The organism is Streptomyces gottesmaniae (assembly GCF_031845845.1).
In the GTDB taxonomy this organism is placed as follows: Bacteria; Actinomycetota; Actinomycetes; order Streptomycetales; family Streptomycetaceae; genus Streptomyces; species Streptomyces akebiae.
Map to the genome: position 1 here is coordinate 39533 of NZ_JAVRFJ010000053.1, position 22958 is coordinate 62490.

Annotated in this window: 19 protein-coding genes and 1 pseudogene; 11 read left to right on the forward strand and 9 right to left on the reverse strand. The window is 71.7% G+C overall.

The window, feature by feature from the left end; genetic code table 11:
* Nucleotides 1-20: 20 nt before the first annotated feature.
* On the reverse strand, nt 21-4004 hold the full coding sequence (locus RM704_RS40175; RefSeq protein ID WP_033530487.1) for a glycoside hydrolase family 2 TIM barrel-domain containing protein: 3984 nt from the start codon (nt 4002-4004) through the stop codon (nt 21-23).
* A gap of 272 nt (nt 4005-4276) precedes the next feature.
* Between RM704_RS40175 and RM704_RS40180 the strand changes: the two genes are divergently transcribed.
* The 4 genes from RM704_RS40180 to RM704_RS40195 all read left to right on the forward strand — a co-directional run bounded on the left by RM704_RS40180 (nt 4277) and on the right by RM704_RS40195 (nt 8435).
* Nucleotides 4277-5209, forward strand: coding sequence for a DMT family transporter (locus RM704_RS40180; RefSeq protein ID WP_052146348.1), 933 nt, complete (start codon nt 4277-4279; stop codon nt 5207-5209).
* Between the two features lie 39 nt (nt 5210-5248).
* Nucleotides 5249-6202, forward strand: a complete 954-nt coding sequence (locus tag RM704_RS40185; RefSeq protein ID WP_033530486.1) for a hypothetical protein — start codon at nt 5249-5251, stop codon at nt 6200-6202.
* Between the two features lie 173 nt (nt 6203-6375).
* Nucleotides 6376-7785, forward strand: a complete 1410-nt coding sequence (locus tag RM704_RS40190) for a serine hydrolase domain-containing protein (RefSeq protein WP_033530485.1) — start codon at nt 6376-6378, stop codon at nt 7783-7785.
* Between the two features lie 29 nt (nt 7786-7814).
* Nucleotides 7815-8435 (forward strand): 3'-5' exonuclease, encoded by a 621-nt coding sequence (locus RM704_RS40195; protein WP_033530484.1) that lies wholly within the window; start codon nt 7815-7817, stop codon nt 8433-8435.
* Here RM704_RS40195 and RM704_RS40200 read toward each other — a convergent pair.
* Nucleotides 8410-9408: an ArsR/SmtB family transcription factor gene (locus RM704_RS40200; RefSeq protein WP_033530483.1), complete on the reverse strand. Its 999-nt coding sequence runs from the start codon at nt 9406-9408 to the stop codon at nt 8410-8412. The genes RM704_RS40195 and RM704_RS40200 overlap by 26 nt on opposite strands.
* 266 nt (nt 9409-9674) lie before the next feature.
* Between RM704_RS40200 and RM704_RS40205 the strand changes: the two genes are divergently transcribed.
* From RM704_RS40205 to argG, 4 genes are all read left to right on the forward strand, one after another.
* Complete coding sequence (locus RM704_RS40205) at nt 9675-10580, forward strand: hypothetical protein (protein ID WP_033530482.1); 906 nt, start codon at nt 9675-9677, stop codon at nt 10578-10580.
* Nucleotides 10581-10598: 18 nt separating this feature from the next.
* Nucleotides 10599-11081 carry a hypothetical protein gene (locus RM704_RS40210; RefSeq protein WP_033530481.1) on the forward strand — a complete coding sequence of 161 codons (483 nt, stop codon included), beginning with the start codon at nt 10599-10601 and terminating at the stop codon, nt 11079-11081.
* 125 nt (nt 11082-11206) lie between these two features.
* The gene (locus tag RM704_RS40215) at nt 11207-11614 is read left to right on the forward strand and encodes a VOC family protein (protein WP_033530480.1); all 408 of its coding nucleotides are present in this window, start codon (nt 11207-11209) and stop codon (nt 11612-11614) included.
* A gap of 104 nt (nt 11615-11718) precedes the next feature.
* The gene (argG, locus tag RM704_RS40220; protein WP_033530479.1) at nt 11719-13173 is read left to right on the forward strand and encodes an argininosuccinate synthase; all 1455 of its coding nucleotides are present in this window, start codon (nt 11719-11721) and stop codon (nt 13171-13173) included.
* A 114-nt stretch (nt 13174-13287) separates the two neighbouring features.
* On the opposite strand, the gene RM704_RS40225 is transcribed toward argG, so the two are convergent.
* From RM704_RS40225 to RM704_RS40235, 3 genes are all read right to left on the reverse strand, one after another.
* The gene (locus RM704_RS40225; RefSeq protein WP_078937359.1) at nt 13288-14916 is read right to left on the reverse strand and encodes a HEAT repeat domain-containing protein; all 1629 of its coding nucleotides are present in this window, start codon (nt 14914-14916) and stop codon (nt 13288-13290) included.
* 135 nt (nt 14917-15051) lie between these two features.
* A complete protein-coding gene (locus RM704_RS40230) occupies nt 15052-15240 on the reverse strand; it encodes a hypothetical protein (protein ID WP_033530478.1) in 189 nt (62 codons plus the stop codon).
* A gap of 212 nt (nt 15241-15452) precedes the next feature.
* Nucleotides 15453-15641 carry a hypothetical protein gene (locus RM704_RS40235; RefSeq protein ID WP_033530477.1) on the reverse strand — a complete coding sequence of 63 codons (189 nt, stop codon included), beginning with the start codon at nt 15639-15641 and terminating at the stop codon, nt 15453-15455.
* 176 nt (nt 15642-15817) lie between these two features.
* Here RM704_RS40235 and RM704_RS40240 point away from each other — a divergent pair, with 176 nt between their 5' ends.
* Complete coding sequence (locus RM704_RS40240; RefSeq protein ID WP_033530476.1) at nt 15818-16444, forward strand: hypothetical protein; 627 nt, start codon at nt 15818-15820, stop codon at nt 16442-16444.
* Between the two features lie 289 nt (nt 16445-16733).
* On the opposite strand, the gene RM704_RS40245 is transcribed toward RM704_RS40240, so the two are convergent.
* Nucleotides 16734-18149 carry an alpha/beta hydrolase gene (locus RM704_RS40245; protein ID WP_033530475.1) on the reverse strand — a complete coding sequence of 472 codons (1416 nt, stop codon included), beginning with the start codon at nt 18147-18149 and terminating at the stop codon, nt 16734-16736.
* Nucleotides 18150-18383: 234 nt separating this feature from the next.
* On the opposite strand from RM704_RS40245, the gene RM704_RS40250 reads away from it, so the two are divergent.
* The gene (locus RM704_RS40250) at nt 18384-20471 is read left to right on the forward strand and encodes a TerD family protein (RefSeq protein WP_033530474.1); all 2088 of its coding nucleotides are present in this window, start codon (nt 18384-18386) and stop codon (nt 20469-20471) included.
* A gap of 153 nt (nt 20472-20624) precedes the next feature.
* Here the strand turns inward: RM704_RS40250 and RM704_RS40255 are convergent, their stop codons facing one another.
* Both RM704_RS40255 and RM704_RS40260 read right to left on the reverse strand, forming a co-directional pair.
* Nucleotides 20625-20837: a ferredoxin gene (locus RM704_RS40255; protein WP_033530473.1), complete on the reverse strand. Its 213-nt coding sequence runs from the start codon at nt 20835-20837 to the stop codon at nt 20625-20627.
* 25 nt (nt 20838-20862) lie between these two features.
* Nucleotides 20863-21165 (reverse strand): annotated as a pseudogene (locus RM704_RS40260) (cytochrome P450); the annotation flags it as partial.
* 14 nt (nt 21166-21179) lie between these two features.
* On the opposite strand from RM704_RS40260, the gene RM704_RS40265 reads away from it, so the two are divergent.
* Complete coding sequence (locus RM704_RS40265; RefSeq protein ID WP_033530780.1) at nt 21180-21626, forward strand: MarR family winged helix-turn-helix transcriptional regulator; 447 nt, start codon at nt 21180-21182, stop codon at nt 21624-21626.
* A gap of 63 nt (nt 21627-21689) precedes the next feature.
* Here RM704_RS40265 and RM704_RS40270 read toward each other — a convergent pair whose 3' ends face one another.
* Entirely contained in the window at nt 21690-22883 is a 1194-nt protein-coding gene (locus RM704_RS40270; RefSeq protein ID WP_033530471.1) for an SCO2400 family protein, read from the reverse strand.
* Between the last annotated feature and the right edge of the window lie 75 nt (nt 22884-22958).

Genomic DNA, 22958 nt, shown 5'->3' on the forward strand with positions numbered 1-22958 from the left:
GTGTCGGCTCCGGCGGGGGACTATTCGGTCGCCGTCGGCCTCCTCGACAGCCTGGTGGCGAGGTCCACGTCCGTCAGGGGTCGCAGCCGGTACGTGTACGCGTAGTCGCGGTCGGCGAAGAGTTTGTACTCGTCGTGGGTGTGGGCGCCCCAGCTGTTGTCGCCGCCGACGCCCATCTGCCGGTGGTTGACGCGCAGGACGACGGTGTCGCGGGGGGTGAGGTGGTAGTCGTGCCGGAGGCCGGTCGAGAGGTCCTCCGGGGTGAAGAAGGAGGCGTTGACCTCGATCAGGGAGTCGCCCGAGACCAGGAGGCCCTCGCCGTCGCGGTCGGTCAGGGCGGCCCAGCGGATGTCGGTCTTGTTGCCGTTCTCCTGGGGGCGGATGTACCCGGACCACTGCTCGGCGACGCTGCCCGAGTAGAGGCCCACGTCGGTGCCGTTGTTGCGGTCCCAGTGGTTCTCCTCGGGGCCGCGGCCGTAGTAGTGCAGGCGGTCGAGGCGGCGGGGGAGGTGCAGGAGGGTGCCCACCTCCGGGATGTACGGGAGGGAGGCCGCGCCCGGGCGCAGGGTGTTGTCGACCTTGATCTCGCCGTTGCCGAAGACCGTGTAGGTGGTGGTGTACGACGACTCGGTGGTCGTCGGCAGGGTGCCGGTGACCTTGATCTCCACCGCCCGGCCGTCGCCCAGGGCCCGCACGGTCACGTCCGTCACCTTGCGGTTCGCGCCCGCGTCCCGCCAGGTCTGGTTGCGGGTGTGCTGCCCGTTGCCGTGGTCGTTGTCGGTGGGGGCCCGCCAGAAGTTGGGCGCCGGGCCCGAGGTGATCAGGCGCGTGCCGGCCGCCTTGTAGGAGGTGAGGACGCCGCTCTTCCTGTCGACGGTGACGGAGAAGCCGCGTCCCTTCACGCCCTTGCCGGTGACCGTGATCTCGTTCGACCCGTCCGTGTACGTCAGCTTCGGGACGGTCGCCAGCGGCGCGGGTGTCACCGCCGGGCTGCCCGCTTCCACCGGCAGCTGCTGCCGGGCCACCTCGAAGCCGGCCTTGGCCCAAGGGGTGCGCTCCTTGGTGGTGAAGGAGAGTTCGAGGAAGTACTCGGTGCCGGGCGCGGGGGAGGAGGGGAGGCGGAAGGGGACGGTGATGTCCTTGGTGGAGAGGGGGGCGACGTCCAGCTGGGCGCGGGTGAGGCGGCCGTGCTGGATCTTCCTGCCGTCGGCCACGAGGGTCCAACTGCCGTCGAACTCACGGAGGTCGGTGAAGAGGTACTCGTTGGTGAGGGTGATCTTCTTCGAGGTCAGGGCGTCGGTCGCGGCGCCGGTGGCCGGGGTGGCGTGGATCGCCTGGTAGATGCGTTTGACCTCGGCCGCCTTGCCGGTGTGGCCCCGGTCGGCCTTGACGATGCCGTCCGCGACGAAGGCCCCGTCGTTGGGGTTGTCGCCCCAGTCACCGCCGTACGCGAAAAACGAACGTTCCTTCGCGAAGCCCTCGCGCTTCCGCTCCCCCACCTCAACCGTCGCCGCGTCGAACCAGAACCGCACCCCGTCGTCCCCGGGCCCACGCCCCCCGGACGCCAGCTCGGCCCCGCTCAGGGCGCGCGCGTACACGCCGGCCCGTCGGATCGTGCCGCTGAACTCGCGCGTCGGGTTGTCCGTGTCGGTGCCGAGGGCGAGCGGCGCGGTGTTGACGCTCGGCCGGCGGGTGGTGGTGCGGGTGGCCTTCACCTCGCCGTCGACGTAGAGGGTGAGGGAGCCGGCCTCGGCGTCGAACACCCCGGCGACATGGTGTTCGCGGCCGGTCCAGCCGTCGGCCGGGACGCCCCAGCTGACGCTGACCCACTGGCCGCCGCCGTGGATGAAGAACTCGACGCTCCGGTTGGTCTGCTTCAGCGCGTACTGGGTGTCGCCCTTGGCGACGATCGGCTGGTGGCCGCCGGTGACGTGCGGGGTGATCCACGCCTCCAGGGTCAGCGAGCCGGTGAGGTCGAGGGCCGGGTCGCGGGTGAAGCCGGTGGCGCCGGAGAGCCCCTTGTCGCGGCTGAACGTTCCCGCCGCGGTGAGGAGTTGGCCCTTCAGCCCGCTCGGTCCCGCGTCGGTGAACACCTTCAGCCCCGGGACCGGCCAGGTCAGCGACTGGTCGGCGAAGTCCCAGATCCAGCCGCCCTGGAGGACCGGGTAGCGCCGGATGAGGTCCCAGTACTTCTTGAAGTTGCCGGTCGAGTTCCCCATGGAGTGCGAGTACTCGATCATCACGTACGGCCGGGTGTCCGAGGTGTCCTTGGCCCGCTGCTCGACCCGCTGCGGGCTGTCGTACATCTCCGAGCGGATCTGGCTGATCGTCGGCCGGTCGTCGCCCTCGTACTGGATGACGCGGGTCTTGTCGTACGACTCGATCCAGTCGCGCATGGCGACGAAGGTGGAGCCGCCGCCCGCCTCGTTGCCGAGGGACCAGATGACGACGGAGGCGTGGTTCTTGTCGCGGTGGACCATGGCGCGGGCGCGGGCCACGCAGGCCGTCGTCCACTCGGCGTCGTTCCCGGGGTAGCGGTCCCGGATGCCGTGGGTCTCCAGGTTCGTCTCGTCGACGAGGTAGAGGCCGTACTCGTCCGCCAGCTCGTACCAGAGCGGGTTGTTGGGGTAGTGCGAGGTGCGGACGGTGTTCATGTTGAGCCGCTTGATGACACGCATGTCCTCGACCAGGTCGGCGCGGGTCAGCGCCATGCCCCGGTCGGGGTGGATCTCGTGGCGGTTGGTGCCCCGGAAGGAGACCGGCTGCCCGTTGATCCGCATCAGCCCGTCCTTGAGCGCGAACTCGCGCAGGCCGACGCGGTGGGAGAGGGTCTCGACGACCCTGCCGCGCGGGTCGCGGAGCCGGAGCACGGCCGTGTAGAGGGTGGGGTGTTCGGCGGACCACAGCTCGGGTGAGGGGACGGACTTCTTCGCCTGGACGGTCACGTCCTCCCCGACGGCCGAGGCGCCCCCGCCCACGGCGACGGACTGCACGAGGGGCCGCGACCAGACGGCGTGCCCGCGGGCGTCGTAGAGCTGCGTCTCGACGGAGTACGACCCCTCGTGCCCGGCGGCGTACGCGCGCACGCTCGCGGTGACCGACAGGTCGGCGGCCGTGTAGCCGTCGCTGAGCGGGGTGTCCAGCTTGAAGTCGCGCAGGTGCACGGCGGGCGTGGAGTACAGGTAGACCGAGCGGAAGATACCGCTCAGCCGGATCATGTCCTGGTCCTCCAGCCAGTCGCCGTCCGAGTAGCGGTAGACCTCGACGGCTATCCGGTTGGTGCCCGGCTTGAGGTGCTCGGTGATGTCGTACTCGGCCGGGTCGTACGAGTCCTCGTGGTAGCCGACGAGTTCGCCGTTGATCCACACGTAGTGGGCCGACTTCACGCCCTCGAAGTGCAGGAAGGTGCGGCGGTCGCCGGCCGTCCAGTCCTTGGGGAGGTGGAAGGTGCGCCGGTACTGGCCGACGGGGTTGTAGCGGGTCGGCGCGGTCGGCGGCTGGGCCTCCTCACCGAGGCCGTTGGGCCCCCACCACGGGTACGTGATGTTGATGTAGATGGGGAAGTCGTAGCCGTGCAGCTGCCAGTTGGAGGGGACCGGGATGGTGTCCCAGTCGCTGTCGTCGAGGTCGGTCCGGTAGAAGTCCTCGTCCCGGTCGCCCGGCCGGTCCACGTACGCGAACTTCCACTTCCCGTCGAGGCTCAGCCGGTACGGGGAGCGGGTGCGGTCGCCGGCGAGGGCCTGTCTGACGTCCGCGTACGGCATGAGGGTGGTGTGCGGCGGTTCCGCGCCGACCTGGAAGAGCGCCATGTTGCCGGACCACTCGGGGGTGCCGGCGGCCGCCGTCCCGGCGCGGGGCGCGGCGTACGCGTCGCCGCGGGGGAGGGCGAGGGCGCCGAGGAGGGCGGCACCGCCCTCCAGCAGTCGACGGCGGCTCACGACGGGACGGACGGCGGGGGATCCGGGGTGCGGCTGCGGAGGCGGTTGCGGGTGCGGGTGCTGCATTGCCGGGGCCTTCCTCGCGATGACAGGGGGGTGCACGTACGGAGAGACGTGTGGGACGAGGAGCGTCGGTTGCTGTCCGATGTTGTTGAAAAACCGCGCCCACCCTAGGACTTCGCACAGAAGGGGATCAATGACTCTGTCGGACTTTGTGCGGTCGTGGGGGTGAGTGGGGGCGGTTGCGGCCGCCTGGTGACCGCCACGCGGGTGTGTGGCGCGGGTGCCCTCCCTGGTGTCGCCCGGACCCCGCCCGTGCCGCCGCCTACGGTGCCCCCATGGTGGCGGGTGTGGTGTGGGCGTTGTGCGCGGCGGTGTGCATGGGAACGGCGACCGTGTTCCAGGCGCTGGGCGCGCGGCGGGTGGCGGTGGCGCGGGGCGACGGGGGTGCGCGGGGCTCCACGGGGGCGCGCGACCGGGGGCGGACCGTGGTGGAGGTGCTGCGCGGCTGGCCCTTCCTCGCCGGTGCGGGACTGGACACGCTCGGCTTCGCGGCGCAGGTGGTGGCGTTGCGGCTGGCGCCGGTGTTCCTGGTGGAGGCGGCGGTGGCCGCGTCGTTGGCGGTCACGGCGGTGGCCGGCACGCTCGTCCTGGGGCTGCGGCCGCGGCGGGCCGAGTGGGCTGCCGTGGCCGTCGTCTGTCTGGGGCTGGCGACGCTGGCGATGTCCGCCGGGCGCGCGGGCGAGGGGGACGGTGACACCTCGCTGCGGGTGGCGGTGCTGGTCGCGTCGGTGCTGGTGGTGGCGGGCGGTTGGGTCGTGGGCGGCCGGCTGCGGCGGGGCCGGACCGTCGTCCTCGGCGCGGCGGCGGGCCTGAGCTTCGGCCTCACCGCGATCGCCGTACGCCTGCTGCCGGACACCACCGTCCTCGGGGTACCGGCCCAGCCGTCCGCGTACGCCGTCGTCGTCTCCGGCCTCGGCGGCTACCTCCTGCTCGTGCAGGCCCTGCAGTCCGGCTCGGTGACGGCGGCCACGGCGGCGATGGTCATCTGCGAGACGGTCTGGCCGGGTGTCTTCGGGGTGGTGTGGCTCGGCGACTCCACCCGCGACGGGTACGCGTGGTCGGCCGTGATCGGCTTCGTGTGCTGTGTGGCGGGCGGGGTGGCGCTGGCGCGGTTCGGGGAGGCGGGGGAGAGCGAGGAGACCGGGGGTGCCCGGGGTGCCGGGGAGGCAACCTCGCGGGCGGTCGGTGGCGACCCAGAGGTGAAGTGAAGGCACGTGAAATCCCGCCCCCACCAAGGGAGTTTCACCATGCGCACCAAACGCACCCGCATCGCAAGACTGCTCACCGTGCTCGCCGCCGTCCTGGCCGTGCTGCTCGCACCCGGTCTGACCACTCCGTCCGTCGCCCAGGCGGCGAACGACCGAGCGGCTCGGGCTCAGACCCAGGAACGGGCACAGGACCGGGCGGTGGCAGCCGCGGTCGCCGCCGCCGGCCCCGCCGCCCCCGCCGCCTGGAACCCGCCCTCGAATCTGGTCCAGCCCCTCAACGAGGTGTGGAGTCACGTCGAGTCCACGTACGGCGACCTCTACGGCTTCCGCAACTACGGCTGGGACCAGATCATGGCCAACCGGGGAAGCGTCAACTACTGCGTCCGCTGGGAGTCGGACCAGCCGGTCAGCGTCGCCCTGCGCGACCAGATCCACGCCGCGCTGAAGAAGCAGTTCGGCAAGTGGATGGCGGCCATGGTCGACAACGGCGCCGGGCACAACGCCTGGCCGTACACCAACGTGCCCGTCAACATCGTGGGCTGGGCGGTGAAGAACCGCTCCACCCTCCAGTGGAGCGACAACTCCGTCGACGTCTACACCAACATGCTGGACGGCGGCGGCGCCCCGCAGTGCAACCCCGACTGCGGCCGCTTCTTCCACCAGGACGGCAACTACTCCCGCTGCCCCGGCGGCGCGGCCCGCCACTACGACCAGTCCCTCTGGCTCACCGAGGGCTTCGGCGGCGGCGCGGGCGGTGACTGGGGGCAGCGCATGGGCCGCTCCTACTTCACCGGAGCCCTGGGCCAGGAGAACATCCACATCTACCTGCACGAGGTCGGCCACACCTTCGGCCTCGACGACTTCTACGACTGGACCCCGACCGGCCAGTGCTGCTTCCTCATGAAGGCGGGCAGCGCCACCCAGATCACCGAGTTCGACAAGTGGATGTTCCGGGACTTCTGGCGCCACCTGAAGTACCGCTACGGTCTCTGACACCTTCGTCCGCCGAACTCCGCGGGGCCATGACAGATGTCATGGCCCCGCTGTGAGAGTGATCGTCCACGGGAAGGATGTAGCGCACACCGGTTGTTCGTGACAATCGCCTGACAGGGCCCGGGAGTTGACCGTCCGGGGCATCGGAACGTCAGGATCGAGGGGGACACGCCGTGCGCATTCAACGTCTCGTCGGGACCGCGCTGGGGACCACACTTCTGTTCGTCGCGGCGGTGCCCGGAGCAGCCGCCGCCCCGGCCCCGCCGGCCGCGCTGGAGAAGGCCGGGCTCGACAGCGCCGGTCTGGACAGCGCCGGTCTGGACAGGGCCGGGCTGCGCGAGACGCTCGACGCGGTCCACGAGGCGGGGATGTACGGCACGTACGCCTCGGTGCGGGACGGCCGGGAGCGCTGGACCGGCGCGTCCGGGCTGGCCGACGTGGACACGGGCCGCGAGGTCACCCCGAACATGCGGCACCGGGTCGGCAGCATCAGCAAGACGTTCACGGCCGTGGCGATCATGCAGCAGGTGGAGCGGGGCCGGATCAGCCTCGACGCCCCCGTCACGGACTACGTCCCCGAACTGTTCGAGGGCAGCGGCACGGACGGGGACGCCCGGGAGCGCGGGGACGCCGTCACCGTGCGCATGCTCCTCAACCACACCAGCCACATAGGTGACTACATCCTCGGCGCCTTCCCCTCCCTCGCCCAGAACTCCACCGCCAGCCTCGACGAGCACCGCTTCCGCTCGATCAGCCCGCGGGAACTCATACGGCTGGGCCTCATGGCCCCCGCCACCGGCCGCCCCGGATCGCAGCCGGGCAGGTACTCCAACACCAACTACGTCGTGGCCGGCCTGATCCTGGAGAAGGTCACCGGCCAGAAGGCGTCGACGTACATCACCCGCAACGTCATCGACCGCGCCGGGCTGCGCCACACCTCCTATCCGCGCACCGCGTACATCAAGGGACCGCACTCCAGGATGTACGAGTCGTTCTACGGGCTCATCGACCCGCCCCGCGACTACAGCGTCTACGACATGTCCTGGGCCTACACGGCCGGCGCGATCGTCTCCACCACGGACGACCTCAACCGCTTCTACCGTCAGTTGCTCACCGGAGACCTGGTCCGCCGGTCGTCCCTCGCCGAGATGCGCAGCACGGTTCCGGTGGAGATCGCCCCGGGCGCCGCGATCGACTACGGCCTCGGCGTCTACACCCTCGACCTGCCCGGCTGCGGGCGGTTCTGGGGCCACGACGGTGGGGTCTTCGGCGCGGGCACCCTCAGCCTCACCAGCGCGGACGGCGAGCGCCAGCTGTCCATGGGCTGGAACCTGATGAAGTACCAGCGTCTCAACGCGGACGGTACGGCGCTGGAGCCGAGCCCGATCGACGACGCGCTCAACAGCCATGTCGTCGAGGCGCTGTGCCCGGCCCTGGAGGAGCCGGGGACGGGTTCGGGGGCGGAAGCCGGTGACAGGTCGGGTTCGGGTTCGGGTTCGGGAGCCGGGACGAAGTCGCGATTCGCGGCGGGGGACGCGTGGCGGATCCTTCCGGACGGTCTGCTGGGTAGGACGCTTCCGTAACCGTCCTCGCACCGCAGGGAGCACCCGTCTTGCCCACCTTCGTCATCTTCGACCTGGAGTTCACGACCTGGCCCGGGGCCATGGAGCAGGACTGGTCGGCCCCCGGCCAGCTGCGGGAGATCGTGCAGATCGGCGCGGTGCGGGTGGATGAGGGGTACTCCGTCGTCGAGGAGTACGAGACGCTGGTCCGCCCGGTGGTGAACCCTCGGCTCTCGCCGTTCTTCACCACCCTCACCGGCATCGACCAGCGGAGCGTGGACCGGGACGGCCTTGCGCCGGCCCGGGCCGTCACCGACTTCCTCGCCTTCTGCCGGGGCGGGTCGGTCCTCTCCTACGGCAACGACATGCTCGTCCTGGGCGAGAACATCGGCTGGGCCCGGGCCCGGGGCGAGGAGATCAAGCACAGCGCCTTCACCCCGGGCTTCCTCAACATCCGCCCGTGGCTGAACGCCGTCGCCCCGGCGACGACGGCCACCAACTCCGGCCGCCTCTGGCAGGCCCTCTCGCTCCCCCGCCCCGCCCCCGGCCACGAACACTCCGCCCTCTTCGACTGCCACTCCATCGCGGCTGCGCTGCGCCATCTGGCGGGGACGGGGGTCACCCTGCCGGCGGGCCTTCTCCAGATCAGTGGGGTCCGCGGGACGAGTTGAGGAGTTCGGCGCCGAGCGGGGTGAGCGAGTGCCGCACGGTGTTGCCCTGTCTGCGGGTGGAGATCAGTCCGGCCTGGCGCAGCACGGTGGCGTGCTGGCTCGCCGACGCCGCGGAGATGTCCGCGCGACAGGCCAGCTCACCGGTGGTGCCGGCGTGCACGAGCAACTGCATGACCGTCGCCCTGGTGCGGCCGAGCAGTGCCGTCAGCGAGCGGGGGCCCGGCCCGGGCCGGGCGGTGTCGCCCGCCGCCCAGCCCGGGCTGCGTACGACCGGATAGACCAGTACGGGTGGCGTGTCGGGGTTCTTGAGCGTGATCGGGATGCCGAAGCAGAAGAAGGACGGCAGGAGCACCAGTCCCCTGCCGTTGAGGAAGAGGTCCTGGTCCACGGGGTAGGGGAGTTCGAGCACGGGCGGCTGCCAGCGGGCCTGCGGGTGCAGGTGGGTCAGCAGCCGTGCGACGCCGCCCGTGGCGAGGGCGTGCAGGCGAAGGGCCCGGTCGGCCTCCACCTGGGCGCGGATGGGGCGCCAGTAGGGGGCCAGGGCGGTCCGGTGGTAGCGCCGGACGGCTTCTCCCAGTGTGCTGAGGACCGTCGTGTCACCGGAGGCCAGCGCGCCCAGCCAGGTGGCCGGGGAACGCCGGGGGGCGAGGTCGCCGAGGTCCGCGCGCAGCCGGGTCCGCGGGGTGGCGAGCAGGATGTCGAGGGCTTCGTCCAGGCAGGAGAGGCCCGCTGTCGGGGTGAGGAAGTCCGCCGAGTAGCCGACGGGCGGCGCCAGTTCGCACAGCATGCGCGACAGGTCCGCCGTACCGCCGAGGAGCCGGCCGCGGGCCCGGTCGCGCCACAGGCCGAACTCCTTGGTGCCGGGCCGCTTCTGCAACGCGTGCAGGCTCAGCAGCACCTCCCACAGCACGTCCGGCTCGGCGGCCAGGCGCGTGTGGGCCATGTCCTCGGTGGTGAAGTGGATGCGCAGCACGGTGTCCCCCTGTGTCTGGTCGACGCCTGCCCCGGGGCGAGTGTCCGGCCGGGGCTCATGACGTCCGGTATGAGCGCTTTGTGCGTCCGAAGTGCCGGCGTCCGGTCGTGACGTGCCTCTTTCGAACAGCACTGAAAGTCTTGGCCCGTTGGCTCATCGATGAATCACGCTGACGGCATGAGCCCGGTCGCCTCGGAGCCGGCCCGCCCGCTCGACCGCTTCCCCCGCTCACGCCCACCTCCTGCACGCCCACACGAGAGGACGTCATGCGCAAGTCCATGATCGGTTTGCTCCTCGTGTCCGCCGTCATCAGCGGCTGTGACGGTGCCCCACGCTCCCCGGCGACCACGGAGCGCCAGGAGACCGGTGCGGCCCGGCAGTTGACCGACGCCGAGCAACTGCGGATCTCGGATGCGCAGCAACGCCTGATCGGCGGTTGCATGCGACGGCAGGGCTTCGAGTTCTGGGAGGCCGAGCGGCTCAGCCTGGCGGAGAGCCGCACCCTCGGCTATGTGCTGGACGACGTCGACTGGGCCCGCGCGTACGGCTACGGCAGTCGCCTCCAGGTCGAGGAGGCCGAGGCCCGTGCCGCCAACCCCAACCTCGCCTACCGCGAGCGCCTCCCCGAGCAGCGCCGCACGGCCTACGACGAGGCGCTCGACGGCGGGATCGACGGGCCGGTGATCAGCACCGAGATCCCCGGGGGCGGCACGGTGCGCAAGCGCCTGGGCGGCTGTGTGGCCGAGTCCGAGAAGAAGCTGTACGGGGACCCCCGGGAGTGGTTCCGCGCGGAGAAGGTCTCCGGCCACCTCCGGTCGCTCTACGTACCCGACGTGCTGGCCGACCGGCGTTTCTCGGCGGCGCTGGAGGTCTGGTCGCGCTGTATGAAGCGGGCGGGCTACGACTACGAGGATCCGGGCGCCTCCCGTCAGGCGGCCGTCGCGCGGTCCGACAGGGTGGCCGAGCCCGGGGTCTTCGAGGCGGAGAAGAAGCTCGCCGTGGCCGACGCGACCTGCGCCAGGGACGCCGACCTCCGCTCCATCGGCGAGGAGCGCGAGAGCCACTACCTCGACCGGTTGCGCGACCGCTACGGCGAAGCGCTCGACACGTACACCCGGCTCCAGCACCGGGCGCTGGACCTCGCCCGGAAGATCGTCGGCCCACGGGTCTGACCCCACCAAGGAGTACACATGCGCAGATCAGCCATAGCCGCCGTCGTCATCGCCCTGGCCTCCCTCGGACTCGGGGCACCGACCGCGTCCGCCACGACGGCGGACGACAGCGTCTGCGGGGAGGAGTGGCCGAACAGCCGGGACGGCAATCTGAGGGTCTGGCAGGACTGGGGCTGCCAGGGCATCCTCCTCGGCACGACGCCGGGGAACGACCGCTTCTGGGGCGACAGCGGGAACGAGGGAGTGTTCAACTCACCGGACCATCTCGCGCCGTCCTCGGTGATGAACAGCGGGTTCATCGGAGGCAAGGACGTCGTCGCCTTCTACGCCGAGAAGGACTACCAGTACCAGTACGGCTACGTCTGTCTCGCTCCGGGAGAGCTGTGGGCCGACAACCTCACGGACAACTACTACCAGTCCGGGGCGGTCGTGAACGACCACATCAGGTCCCACCAGTGGGTCACCGCCTCCGCCTGTGGGGCGGGCACCTGGCTGACCTGACCGAGATCCGACACCGCCCGGCCGGTTGCGAGAGACAGGCGCTGTCGTCCTGATGTCGTAGGGAGGTCCGTCGGTCTGCCGACGGACCTCCGTCTCCGTCCGATCCGATCCGCACAGGAGCTGTCATGTCCGACGAAGCCACCCCGGTCCGTGAACTCCGTCTGGTCGTCACCGCCGCCGACTACGACGCCGCGCTGCACTTCTACCGCGATGTGCTGGGGCTGCCCGAGCGGGCGGCGTTCTCGTCCGAGGGCGGGCGGGTGTCGATCCTCGAGGCGGGGCGGGCCACGCTGGAGATCACCGACCCGAAGCACGCGGAGTTCATCGACGAGGTGGAGGTCGGCCGCCGCGTGGCCGGCCACATCCGGGTCGCCTTCGAGGTGGACGACTCGACCGCGACCACGGCGAAGCTGGCGGCGGCCGGCGCGGAGGTGATCGCCGAACCGACCCGCACTCCCTGGAACTCCCTGAACTCCCGCCTCGAAGCACCCGGAGCCCTGCAGTTGACCCTCTTCACCGAACTGGGGACGTGAGGCCGCAGACGTCGGGACCGCCAGACGTGAAGGTTTTCGGGACGTGAGGCCCGTCACCGGGAGTAGCTTTGCATGATCATGCATTGGCATGCATAATAATTTCCATGTCCAAGGTCCTCACCTCTCTTCCGGCCGGCGAGCGCGTCGGCATCGCCTTCTCGGGCGGGCTCGACACCTCGGTCGCCGTCGCGTGGATGCGTGACAAGGGTGCTGTCCCCTGCACCTACACGGCTGACATCGGCCAGTACGACGAGCCCGACATCGCCTCGGTGCCCGGCCGCGCGAAGACCTACGGTGCCGAGATCGCGCGCCTGGTCGACTGCCGTGGCGCGCTGGTCGAGGAGGGCCTGGCCGCGCTGACCTGCGGCGCGTTCCACATCCGTTCCGGCGGGCGGGCGTACTTCAACACGACCCCCCTCGGCCGGGCCGTCACCGGCACGCTGCTGGTGCGGGCGATGCTGGAGGACGACGTCCAGATCTGGGGCGACGGCTCGACCTTCAAGGGCAACGACATCGAGCGGTTCTACCGCTACGGCCTGCTCGCCAACCCGCACCTCAGGATCTACAAGCCCTGGCTGGACGCCGACTTCGTCACCGAGCTCGGTGGCCGCAAGGAGATGTCCGAGTGGCTGGTCGCGCACCAGCTGCCGTACCGGGACTCGACGGAGAAGGCGTACTCCACCGACGCCAACATCTGGGGCGCCACCCACGAGGCCAAGACGCTGGAGCACCTGGACACCGGCGTCGAGACCGTCCAGCCGATCATGGGCGTCCGGTTCTGGGACCCCGAGGTCGAGATCGCCACCGAGGACGTGACGATCGGCTTCGACCAGGGCCGCCCGGTCACCATCAACGGCAAGGAGTTCGCCTCCGCCGTCGACCTGGTGATGGAGGCCAACGCCATCGGCGGCCGCCACGGTCTCGGCATGTCCGACCAGATCGAGAACCGCATCATCGAGGCCAAGAGCCGCGGCATCTACGAGGCCCCGGGCATGGCCCTCCTGCACGCCGCGTACGAGCGCCTGGTCAACGCCATCCACAACGAGGACACCCTCGCCCAGTACCACTCCGAGGGCCGCCGCCTCGGCCGCCTCATGTACGAGGGCCGCTGGCTGGACCCGCAGGCGCTGATGATCCGGGAGTCGCTGCAGCGCTGGGTCGGCGCGGCGGTCACGGGCGAGGTCACCCTCCGCCTGCGGCGCGGCGAGGACTACTCGATCCTCGACACCACCGGCCCCGCCTTCAGCTACCACCCGGACAAGCTGTCCATGGAGCGCACCGAGGACTCGGCCTTCGGCCCGGTGGACCGGATCGGCCAGCTCACCATGCGCAACCTCGACATCGCCGACTCGCGCGCCAAGCTGGAGCAGTACGTCGGTCTCGGCCTGATCGGCACCGGCAGCCCCACCGTCGGCGCCTCCCAGGCCGCCGCGACCGGGCTGATCGGCACCATGCCGGAGCTGCCGCAGGGCGGCGCCGAGGCCATCGCCTCGCGCGGCGAGGTCTCCGAGGAGGACGCGCTGCTGGACCGTGCCGCGATGGAGTCCGGCACGGACTGACCGCCGACGGGCGGCGACGACGACGTAGGAAGAGGCCGGCTCGACGAGGGACGTCGAGCCGGCCTCACGTCTGCGCCGTCGAGCCGGCCTCAGCTCAGCGCCGTCGAGCCGGCCTCAGGTCAGCGCTTCGAGGACGCGGTTCGCGGCATGGCGGAGGCGACGGGGGGAGGGCGGCTGCGCGAGCGCGTTGATCACACTGAGCGGATCGGGCCGGTGGGGTGCCTGAGGCACCTCACGCGCTTCGGGGAGTTTCCCGTACGCGTCGACGTAACGGTTGATCCCCCACAGGGCCTGGTAGCGGACGGACTCGGACGGGTCGTGGAGGTGGGCGAGGAAGAGGGCGACATCGGCGTCGTCGTCCTCGTCCAGGAACGTCAGGACGGTCGCCCTGACCTCGCCGGACGGGTGGTCGATCAGGCGCCGTACGGCGGGGAGGGTCTCGGGGTACTCGGCGAGCGCGTTGCGGGTGTGCCAGAGGTTCGGCTCGTCGGTGGTGAGGAGGCCGAGCAGGGCTTCGCCCGCCGTGTGCCGCTCCCGGCTCGGCAGTCCGCGTCGGCCCAGCTGCCCCAGTCCGTCCACTGCCCCGGCCCGTACCCCCTGGTCCGGGTCACGCAGCAGCGGCAGCAGCGACTCGGTGGCGTCCGGGGGTGCCAGTGTGCCGTACGCGGTGGCGGCGGCCGCCCGGACGGTCGGATGCCCGAGCCCCGGACCCAGGTCGGGGCCGGGGGCGGAGACGAACGCGGCCCTGATCCACCGGACGGCCGCCGGGGTCCCCAGGCCGGCGAGCGCACGGACGGCACTGGGGCCGGCCTCCGGGTGGTCGAGCCACCGTACGGCCGCGGGCACGGCACGGACGTCCCCCCACCCCCCGAGCGCGGTGAGGAGCCGGGCGGCGACGGTCGCGTCGGTCTCGGCCTCCAGTGCCGCGAGGAGCGCGTCGGCCGTCGCGGACGGTCGTAGGGCCGGAAGGAGCGACTCGGCCACCCCGGAGCGCCGCACGGCGGAGAAGAACGCGTCGACCGCGCCGGACAGCCCCAGCGGCGACAGCAGCGCCTCGGCAGGGCCGGCCAGATGCTTGGCCAGGAGCCCGGCCACCACCCTCCGCACCTCGGGGCACTCGTCGCGCAGGCCGTCGAGGAGCGAGTCGCGCAGGTCGCGGGTGTGCCGCTCGGGCAGCATCTCCAACGCCCGTGCGCGGGCGAGCCCATGACCGTGCCGGGCGGTGTGCTTCACCTCGTCCAGTACGGGCTTCCGGCCCAGGGAAGAGAAGAGAGCGAGCCGCGCGGGACCCCAGACGTACGACTGGGTGTCCCCCAACAGCCGTACGAGCACGGCTGGTTCGACGCTGCCGCCCCTGCCGCTCACCCCGAGCAGCCCGTTCAGCCGCAGATGCCAGTCGGCGTCGTCCAGCAGACGCCGGAACGCCTCCGTGACGTCCGGCCCGGTCAGTGCCAGCCGTTCGGCCGCGAGTGACGCCCGCCGCCGCACGCGTGTGTCCGCGTCCGCCATCAGCTCCACGACCACGGTGCCGGCGTCGTCACCGCCCAGCGGCCCCAGCCACCCGAGCGCGTCCGCCACCGCGGCCCGCACCAGGGCATCGGAATCCCCGGCCATGCGGACGACGGCCGAACCCACCCCGGCGACGACGTCCCCGTGCTCGGCGGAAGCCCACCGGCCGACCCGCCCGAGCCCCTTGACGGCGGCGGCCCGCCGCCCGGGCTCCCCCGCCGACAACTCCGTCATGAAGTGGGCAATTTGATGCGCCGCACCACTCGCCCCGCCACCCCGGACACCCCGGGCACCCCGGGCACCCCGATGATCACCCACGCGCTCCCCCTCCGCATCCCTGGACGCGTACTACGAGCGGACCGCGGTACCTCAGTCGTTGTCCGTGTCGTTCTGGGATTTGGAAGACTTGTTCGCGTGGAGCAGTACGTCGCTCGCGACGTCGGTCGTCCTCGCCACACCGCGCGCCCAGCGGGGGGCGTCGCCTCGCGCCGTCCAGTAGATGCAGACGATGCCGCCGAGGGCGAGGAGGAGGACGACGGACAGGATGAGTATGAGCACGGTCTTTGCTCGCTCTCTTGGGTGGGAGCCGAGGACGGCGATTTCTGCGCGACGCGCCGTGACGAGCCGCGACGAGCCGCGACGGAGGGGACGCCTGTGCGCGGGGATTGGTTGCGTCGAGCAGCGCGTCCGGGGGCCATCCCGCAGGCCGGGGCCGAGGGGACGCGACGACGATGTGCTCGCCCGCCGGAGACGTCCCCACCCACCGCCGGTCAGGCGCGCTGTCGCTGTCCCCGGCCGCGCAGCAGGCTGACACCCGCGCCGAGCGAGACGACACCCATGCCGATCGCCGTGGCCACGCCCTGGGAGCCGTCGACGACGAAGGGGGCGACCGCGGCGACGGCGAGGTTGAACAGGAACAGGAACCACAGGACGGGCTTGGAGGCGAGCAGGGCCTTCATGGGGGCTTCCTTCCGGGAGGGGAGGTGAGGTGTCGGAACGAGGTGGTGAGGCCGATGTGACCTCGTGTCTCAACGATCTCGTTCGTCGGGCTTCGCCACGAGGGAGTGCTCTCCCGTATCGGAGGTGTAGCCCGCTACACCTCTGCCGTGTCAGTGGTGCGCGCTACGTTCCGGCCATGGGCATCTATCTGGTGAGCGTCGGCGCGGAGGAATGGTTCGGTGAGGGGGAGGGCGACGGTGAGGACGACGAGGAGGGCCGGGGGCGTGTCGCCTCGGCGCTGAACGAGGAACTGAGGCGGCGAGGGCTGCCGGCCTACGAGTCGGTGCCCGCGGCGACGCCCGCGCACGCTCCCCTCGTCCGTGGCGCGGGGCTGGCCTTCGAGGAGAAACTCGTCCCGCCGATGGACGGGTTCGTCAGGCTGTGCGAGACCCACCTCACGCGCGAGGAGCTGGAGACCCTGTGCGGCTGGACGGTGCTGGTGCCGCTGTCGCTGGAGGAGGACATCCGGCTGGAGGGCGTCGGGTCGGCCTATACGGAGGAGACCATGGTCGCCGGCGCTCCCCAGGTGCTGGCGCTCGCGGAGCGGCTCGCGGCGGCTGTCGCGCTGCCGACGGCCGAGGTCCCGGCGACGTGCGACAACCTCGACCTGACCCTGTGGTTCCTGGAGGGAGCGGCGAAGACACTGGCCGCGACCCGGCCGGGGCCGTGGGCCGAGGACCTCGACATGGCCTTCTACGTGGCCCTGTACCTGCGCGCCGCCCAGCATTCGATACGCCGCGGCTGCCCGATCGTCTACGTCTGAGACTCCTGCCCGGGGCCGGCTGGGCCCGGGTCGGGGCCGGGGCCGGGGAGGCCCGGGGCGGCGGCGTCTCAGCCTCCGGGGCTCCGTCCGCCACGTCGGCTCCGGTCGCCTCGGCCACCGGCGGGAGCCGGGTGGCTCCCGCCGGGCCCTCTCGGGGGACTGAACCGAGGCCGGGCTTCACCCCAAGGCCGTCCTCACGTCCCAAGGGATCGCCACCCGACGGCCTCGCCACCGCGCCAACTCGCCCTACGGACAAGGGATGAGCGTCCACGGCGAGCCGGTCCGGAGGTCACCGGGCCCCGGTGCTCCCCGCCACCCTCCGCAGGAACTCCGCCAGCGTGCGCGTGGCCGTGTTGTGGGCCGTGGCGGCGAAGAGCGGGTCGAGGTGGTTCATGCCGTCGTCGGACTCGTAGGCGGCGTACGGGACGCGGGACTCGGCGACGACGCGGCGGGCGCTCTCCACGACGGTGCCCTTGGAGTAGCTGGTCTGGAAGGCGTAGAGGGGTATGTCGAGGCCGGCGGCGTGGCGCAGGCGCAGTCCGAGGGTGCGGGCGAGATCGGTGTCGGCGTAGGCGTCGCTCACGTCCAGGTCGACGGAGAGACGGGCCGGCCAGTACCACTCCCACACCCCGGGCACGGGCCCCGCGTACGCCTGCGCGACCCGCCCGATCGGCGTGATCCCGTCGTCGACCCACCCCCGTACGCCCTCGCCGTCCCCTGCGGGGGCGAGGCGCCCGGAGTGGACGCTGATGTCGTTCGGCCAGCCGAAGCCGGCGTCGACGAAGCTGCCGAGCAGCGCGGCGTTGGTCACCGGGAACGGCACCCGCAGCGCGGCCGGCACCCGGTCCTGGAGGACGGACCGGCCATCGGGGTCGTGATGGGCGTACCACCCGGCGAGCTGGTACCAGATCTGTGTGCTCTCGGCCCGGTCGCCCAGCCCGACGCCGCTGAGGGTCATGTCGAGGACCCGCCCGCCGGCGATCGCCGCGAGCCGCTCCCGCACCTCCTCCGGCGAGTCCTGCACGGGCGTTCCGGTCCCCTCGAACGCGCCGCGCACGCCCCCGTCGAGGACCGCGAGCCCCGCGAGATCCCGGTACCCGGGCCGCCCGTCGAAGTCCCAGGCCGCGTACGCCAGCGCACTGGTCGCCCCCCAGGAATGCCCGCCGAGCACGACCCGCCGCCGCCCACCCGCACGAGCGGCGAGCACGACACACCGCAGGTCGTCGAGGGCCCGCTCCAGCCCCCATCGCCCGACGTACCCGGCGGAGGCGGGCTCCAGGGACCGGTACCGCCCGTCGAGGTAGTAGCCCACGGGGTCGGCCGCGCCGCTCCCGAACCCGGTCCGGTCGGCGAGGTTCTCCTCCCGCCGGTCGAGGGCCCACACCTGCACCCCGGGCACCGAGGCCACCAGATCCCGGGCCATCAGCCGAAAGCCGTTGGCCGCCCCGAACATGCCGGGCACCAGCACCACGACGGTCTCCGCGTCCCGCGGCCCCACCTTCAGCACATGCACCCGATCACTACCGACGGGCCCGCCCCCGGCCCCGGCCACGACCGGCACATACACCTCGCCACCCACCCCGCCGGCCCGCCGCGACTCCCCGCCCCCGGCGGCCCGGGCACTCCCGCCCCCGAGCCCGGCAAGGGCCAGCCCGCCCGCCATCCCGCCACCCAGGACCGCTCGCCGCGCCAGTCTCTTCGTCATGTCCGGTCGTCTCCTTGGGAGTTGGGGGGGCAACGACTTCGGAGAAAGCTTCTCCCGGTGTGTGCGGGGCAAGACCACCGGGGCCTCGCAAGGGACGGTTTCCGACGGATCGGCGTATGTCGGCGCGTGGCGCACTAGAGTTTCGCCTGCGCTGAATGTGTGGCATGTCACATGGGGAGTGGGTGACGGGCGCAGGGGGCCCGGCACGCCCGTGTGCGGGGATTGGGGGGTTTGATGCACGAGATGGTCAAGGGCGCCAACGTGGGGTTGGCGGCGTTGAGCGACAACGTCGACTCGGTGAGCGTGACGCTGGGATGGGCCAGTTCGACCGGTGAGGGCGACGCGGACGTCTCGGTGATGCTGTTGGGTGAGCACGGAAAGGTGCGCGGAGACAGCGACTTCTACTTCTACAACAACCCGGTGGCCGCCGACGGCAGCGTGCAGCTCCTCGGCAAGAAGCCCGCCGGGGAGGGCAGCGAGGACCAGATCGTCTTCGACCTGACGGCGATCCCGGACGACGTCGAGCGCATCGTCGTCGCCGCGAGCCGGTACGAGGACGCACACTTCGGCGAACTCGAGGACCTGCGGATGACCTTGGCCGACGGCTCCGGCGAGGGACTGCTCCGGTTCGCGATCGACGACGCCGGATCGGTGAGCGCGTTCATCTTCGGTGAGTTGTACCGACGGGCGGGCGAGTGGAAGTTCAGGGCCGTCGGCCAGGGCTACGACAGCGGTCTGGCCGGTCTGGCGACGGACTTCGGGGTCGACATCGACGACGACGCGGGTGACGACGACACGAGCGACCACGCCACTGTCGGCGACGACGCAGGCGACGCGGCCGGGGCGAAAGCGGTGGGCACGACGCCTCCGGTCATGCCGGTGGAGAGGGAACCGCTGGCGGCAGTGGGCCTCCCCGCCGTCCCCGCGCCGAGGCAGCCGGGCGAGGACACCGAGTCGGCGGCGCCGACGGCGTCCTCGGAACCCAAGAAGGCGTCCGCACGGCCCCGTACGGCCAAGAAGAAGGTCACGCTGCCCAAGGCCGTGCGGAAGTCACTCGCGGAGAACGAGTCCTGGAAGGCGGCCCGGCTCTTCCCGGTCTCCGCGTTGAAGAGTGACCGCGACCGGGAGATGCGGGCCACCTCGGTGCTGCTGTCGGTGATGGCGCAGGTGCCGGAGTTCGGCAGGAGGCTGACCGCCGCGTTCGGGGCTCCGGCGGGCCGGATGGAGACGTTCACGGAGGTCTCTCTGCCGCACGGGGAGACGCCGAGGCGCCCGGACGGGGTGATCCGGGTCGAGCGGGCCGGCAAGCTGTGGACGGCGCTGGTGGAGACCAAGACCAACGGCAACGCCCTCAGGTCCGAGCAGGTGCAGGCGTACATGGACATCGCCGCACGCCGTGGCTACGAGGCCGTGATCACCCTGTCCAACGATGTTGCCCTGGAGGGCCGTCCGCTCGTCGACGTCAAGGTCGACGGCCGACGCAAGCACAAGGTGGCCTTCTGGCATCTGTCCTGGGCCGAGGTCACCCACCAGGCGCAGATGCTCATCCGGCACGAGGGCGTCGGAAACAGTGCGCACGCCTGGCTCCTTCAGGAACTTCTCCACTACCTCCAGCACGAGAACTCCGGCTGCCACGGCTTCCAGAACATGGGCGCGGCCTGGGTCCCCGTACGCAACGGCATCGACGACGAGACGCTCTGCCAGGGCGACCCGCGCACGCTGGAGGTCGTCGAGAGCTGGGAACGGCTGATTCGGCAGGTCTGCCTGGGGCTCGGCGGAGAACTCGGGCAGAAAGTGCTCCCGGTCCGCCGTGCCAGGCGCGGCACGGATCCTGGGGCTAGGCGCGCGCAGATGGCCGACGAGCTATGCCTTCAGGGGACGTTGCGATCGGAACTGCGGATTGAGGGCACACCTGGGGTCCTCGCGCTCAGTGCCGATCTACGGACGGGCAAGCTGCGTACGTCCATCGAGATCCCGGCGCCCGAGCAGGGCTACCCGCTGAACTGGGCGAAGCGACTGGTCAAGCGGCTGGCCGAGGCGCCGGCGGACCTCCATGTCGAGACTCTCGTCGAGGGCGAGACCGGCGGCCCCCGGGGCACGCTGGAGCGGCTCCGTCCGGAACCGGCGGACCTGCTCCCTGCGAACGGCGCGCAGATCACCGGCTTTCGGCTTTCCCTCTTCAAGAGCATGGGCAGTACCCGTGGCAACGCCGAATCCGGTTTCATCCGCAGCGTCGACGACGCCGTGCACCGCTTCTACGCCTCCGTCGTGGTGCACCTGGACCGCCCGGCTCCCCGCCGGGCCCCCACCGCAGCCGTATAGGTGCGTGGGGCCGGTGTCGGGGATTCCGCGCCGGGGTGTGGTGGCCGGGCAGTGGGGAGGAGTGGGATGGCGGCCGGGGCGGGGTGGGGAACGCGACGCTGCGCTGGCACTTCCCGAGCTGTGCCCCCACGTCGACGCCGTCTTCCTGAGCAGCTACTGCTTCTCGTCTTCCCCCTCGTCGAGGGTGATCGCCGCCGTCGGGCAGACCGCCGCCGCCTCGTGGGCGGACGCGTGGTGAGATGCGGGGGGCGACGGATCGAGCAGGGTGACGATGCCGTCCTCGTCGCGTTGGTCGAACACCTCGGGGGCGATGAGGACGCACTGGCCCGCCCCACAGCATTTCGTCTCGTCGACGTGGATCTTCATCGGGACACCTCCTGGGAGACCTCCGTCACCAGTGGACCGGCACCTCGCGCAGGCCGCCGACCAGGAGGCCTTCGACCTTGCGCAACTCCTCCACCGGAACGGCGAGTTCGAGGGTCGGGAGTTTGCGGAGGAGGACTTCGAGGACGACCTGCAGTTCGGTGCGCGCGAGGGCCTGGCCGAGGCAGGAGTGGGGGCCGGCGCCGAACGTGAGGTGGGGGTTGGGGCTGCGGGTCAGGTCCATCTCGTCGGGTGAGGCGAAGACCCGGTCGTCCCGGTTGGCGGAGGACATCCCGCAGAACACCGTGGTGCCGCCCGGCAGCACCTCCCCGGGCGGGGGAGCGCATCGAGCGGGAGCTGCTGATCCTGACGCGGAACCGCGAGACGTCGACGCCCCGTGGCGTCCGCGACGGCGGCGCCCTGGACCGCAGCGCCTACGTTCTGCTCACCCGGCTTGAGGCCCAAGGGCCCATGTCCATCCCGGACTTCGTGGAGGCGTTCGGGTTCAACGCGTCCACGTTCACCCGGCAGACCTCGGCGCTCCTGCGGGAGGGGCTGGTGGAGCGGACCCTCGACCCCGACGGGGGAGTGGCCCGCAAGTTCCGGATCACCGACGAGGGGTCGGCGCGCCTCGCCGCGCAGCGCGAGGAGTTCGTCACCGGTCTCACCGGCGTCATCGCCGACTGGCCCGCCGAACGCCTCCGGCGCTTCGTCGCCGACCTGGAGCAGTTCAACACCGACATCGAACGTGTCAGCGGACGTTCCTGGCCACGCCCGATGGCCGAGGGCTGACCGCCTGACAGCGGTCAGCCCTCCGGGCGCGTGTGTGGGGCGTGCGTGTGGGGCGTGCGTGCGTCAGTTCACGCACACGATCCCGAGCAGGCAGAGGCCCGAAGGGGATGTCGTCGCCGTGTCGGAGCTCGAACCGTCCGACGCGCCCGTGTCCGAACCGGAACCTGAGCCCGAGCCCGAGCCCGAGCCCGATCCTGTGTCCGAGCCGCTTCCCGCTTCCGACCCGTTGCCCGACCCGTTGTCCGTGCCGGAGCCCGTTCCCGCTCCCGACCCGGTGCCCGCGTCCGACGAGGAGCCCGAGTCGTCCGCGGCCGGCGGCGTGGTCGTGCCGTCCGACGGGGCGGCGGCGGTGTCGTCGGCGGCCGACCTGCCGGCGTCGGAGGAGCCGGTCCGCGCCCCTTGAACCGACGGCGTGGCCGAGTCCGTACGGGGGGAATTGAGCTGCTCGGCGCGGGAGCTCGACCGGTTCGCGGTGGCGCGGTCGCGTGCGGGATCGCCGGACGGCGTCCACGGGGTGGAGGCGTCCGGGGTGCGCCGGACGTCGTCGGTCTCCGTGGTCGGCGTACGGCCGCCCTGCGAGCCCTGTTCCTCGACGGCGCCGAGGCTCTCGGCGTCGGGGGCCGTGGCCGCCTGGGTGCGGTCGGTGGACTGCCGGTCCATGCTCATGACGGTCAGACCGCCGCCGACCAGCGCCACGGCGGTCGCGACGACGGCCCGGCGCTGGTTCTTCTTCCACCGCGCCAACTGACGCCGCCGCGCGGCCCGCCCCCGCGGCGCCACGGGAACACCCTCGACGTCCACCCCGTCGGCGTCGTCGACGTCGTCCACGTCGCGTACGCCGTCCGGGTCAGCGGGCCGGTCGCCGTCCACACCGTCCACGCCGTCGATGCCGGAAGCCCGCGCGAACGGGGCCGCGCTCCCCAGCGCCTCGTCCTCCGCGAACCCGTCCTCCGTGAACCCGTCCGTCCCGTATTCGCCCGTCTCGTACCCGTCCGTCCCGTACCCGTCCGTCGGCGCCCCGCCGTGCCACCCCTCGTCCGTCGCCCCGTACTCCCACGTCGGCGCCGGCAGCATCGGTGCCGACGGTGTCGTCGGCGGCATCGGGATCATCAGCGGCGCGGTCGTCGTCCCGATGGGCCGGGACGGGTCGACGCGGCTGTCGACCGTGGCCGGGGCTATGTCGGGCGCGTAGGCGCCGCAACCCGGGCACACGAGGGCGCCGTTGAGATGTCGGCGACATGAGGAGCAGTAGTCCATCGAGGTCTTCCTGTGTTGGCATGCCGTCGACCCGCCGGGCCGCGGCCCGGTCACATCACGTTCGCACGTGGGATC

Coding starts and splice junctions, on each gene's coding strand:
- RM704_RS40175 (WP_033530487.1), bottom strand. CDS start 4,004: ATGCAGCACCCGCACCCGCAACCGCCTCCGCAGCCGCACCCCGGATCC.
- RM704_RS40180 (WP_052146348.1), top strand. CDS start 4,277: ATGGTGGCGGGTGTGGTGTGGGCGTTGTGCGCGGCGGTGTGCATGGGA.
- RM704_RS40185 (WP_033530486.1), top strand. CDS start 5,249: ATGCGCACCAAACGCACCCGCATCGCAAGACTGCTCACCGTGCTCGCC.
- RM704_RS40205 (WP_033530482.1), top strand. CDS start 9,675: ATGCGCAAGTCCATGATCGGTTTGCTCCTCGTGTCCGCCGTCATCAGC.
- RM704_RS40210 (WP_033530481.1), top strand. CDS start 10,599: ATGCGCAGATCAGCCATAGCCGCCGTCGTCATCGCCCTGGCCTCCCTC.
- RM704_RS40215 (WP_033530480.1), top strand. CDS start 11,207: ATGTCCGACGAAGCCACCCCGGTCCGTGAACTCCGTCTGGTCGTCACC.
- argG (WP_033530479.1), top strand. CDS start 11,719: ATGTCCAAGGTCCTCACCTCTCTTCCGGCCGGCGAGCGCGTCGGCATC.
- RM704_RS40225 (WP_078937359.1), bottom strand. CDS start 14,916: ATGACGGAGTTGTCGGCGGGGGAGCCCGGGCGGCGGGCCGCCGCCGTC.
- RM704_RS40235 (WP_033530477.1), bottom strand. CDS start 15,641: ATGAAGGCCCTGCTCGCCTCCAAGCCCGTCCTGTGGTTCCTGTTCCTG.
- RM704_RS40240 (WP_033530476.1), top strand. CDS start 15,818: ATGGGCATCTATCTGGTGAGCGTCGGCGCGGAGGAATGGTTCGGTGAG.
- RM704_RS40245 (WP_033530475.1), bottom strand. CDS start 18,149: ATGACGAAGAGACTGGCGCGGCGAGCGGTCCTGGGTGGCGGGATGGCG.
- RM704_RS40250 (WP_033530474.1), top strand. CDS start 18,384: ATGCACGAGATGGTCAAGGGCGCCAACGTGGGGTTGGCGGCGTTGAGC.
- RM704_RS40255 (WP_033530473.1), bottom strand. CDS start 20,837: ATGAAGATCCACGTCGACGAGACGAAATGCTGTGGGGCGGGCCAGTGC.
- RM704_RS40270 (WP_033530471.1), bottom strand. CDS start 22,883: ATGGACTACTGCTCCTCATGTCGCCGACATCTCAACGGCGCCCTCGTG.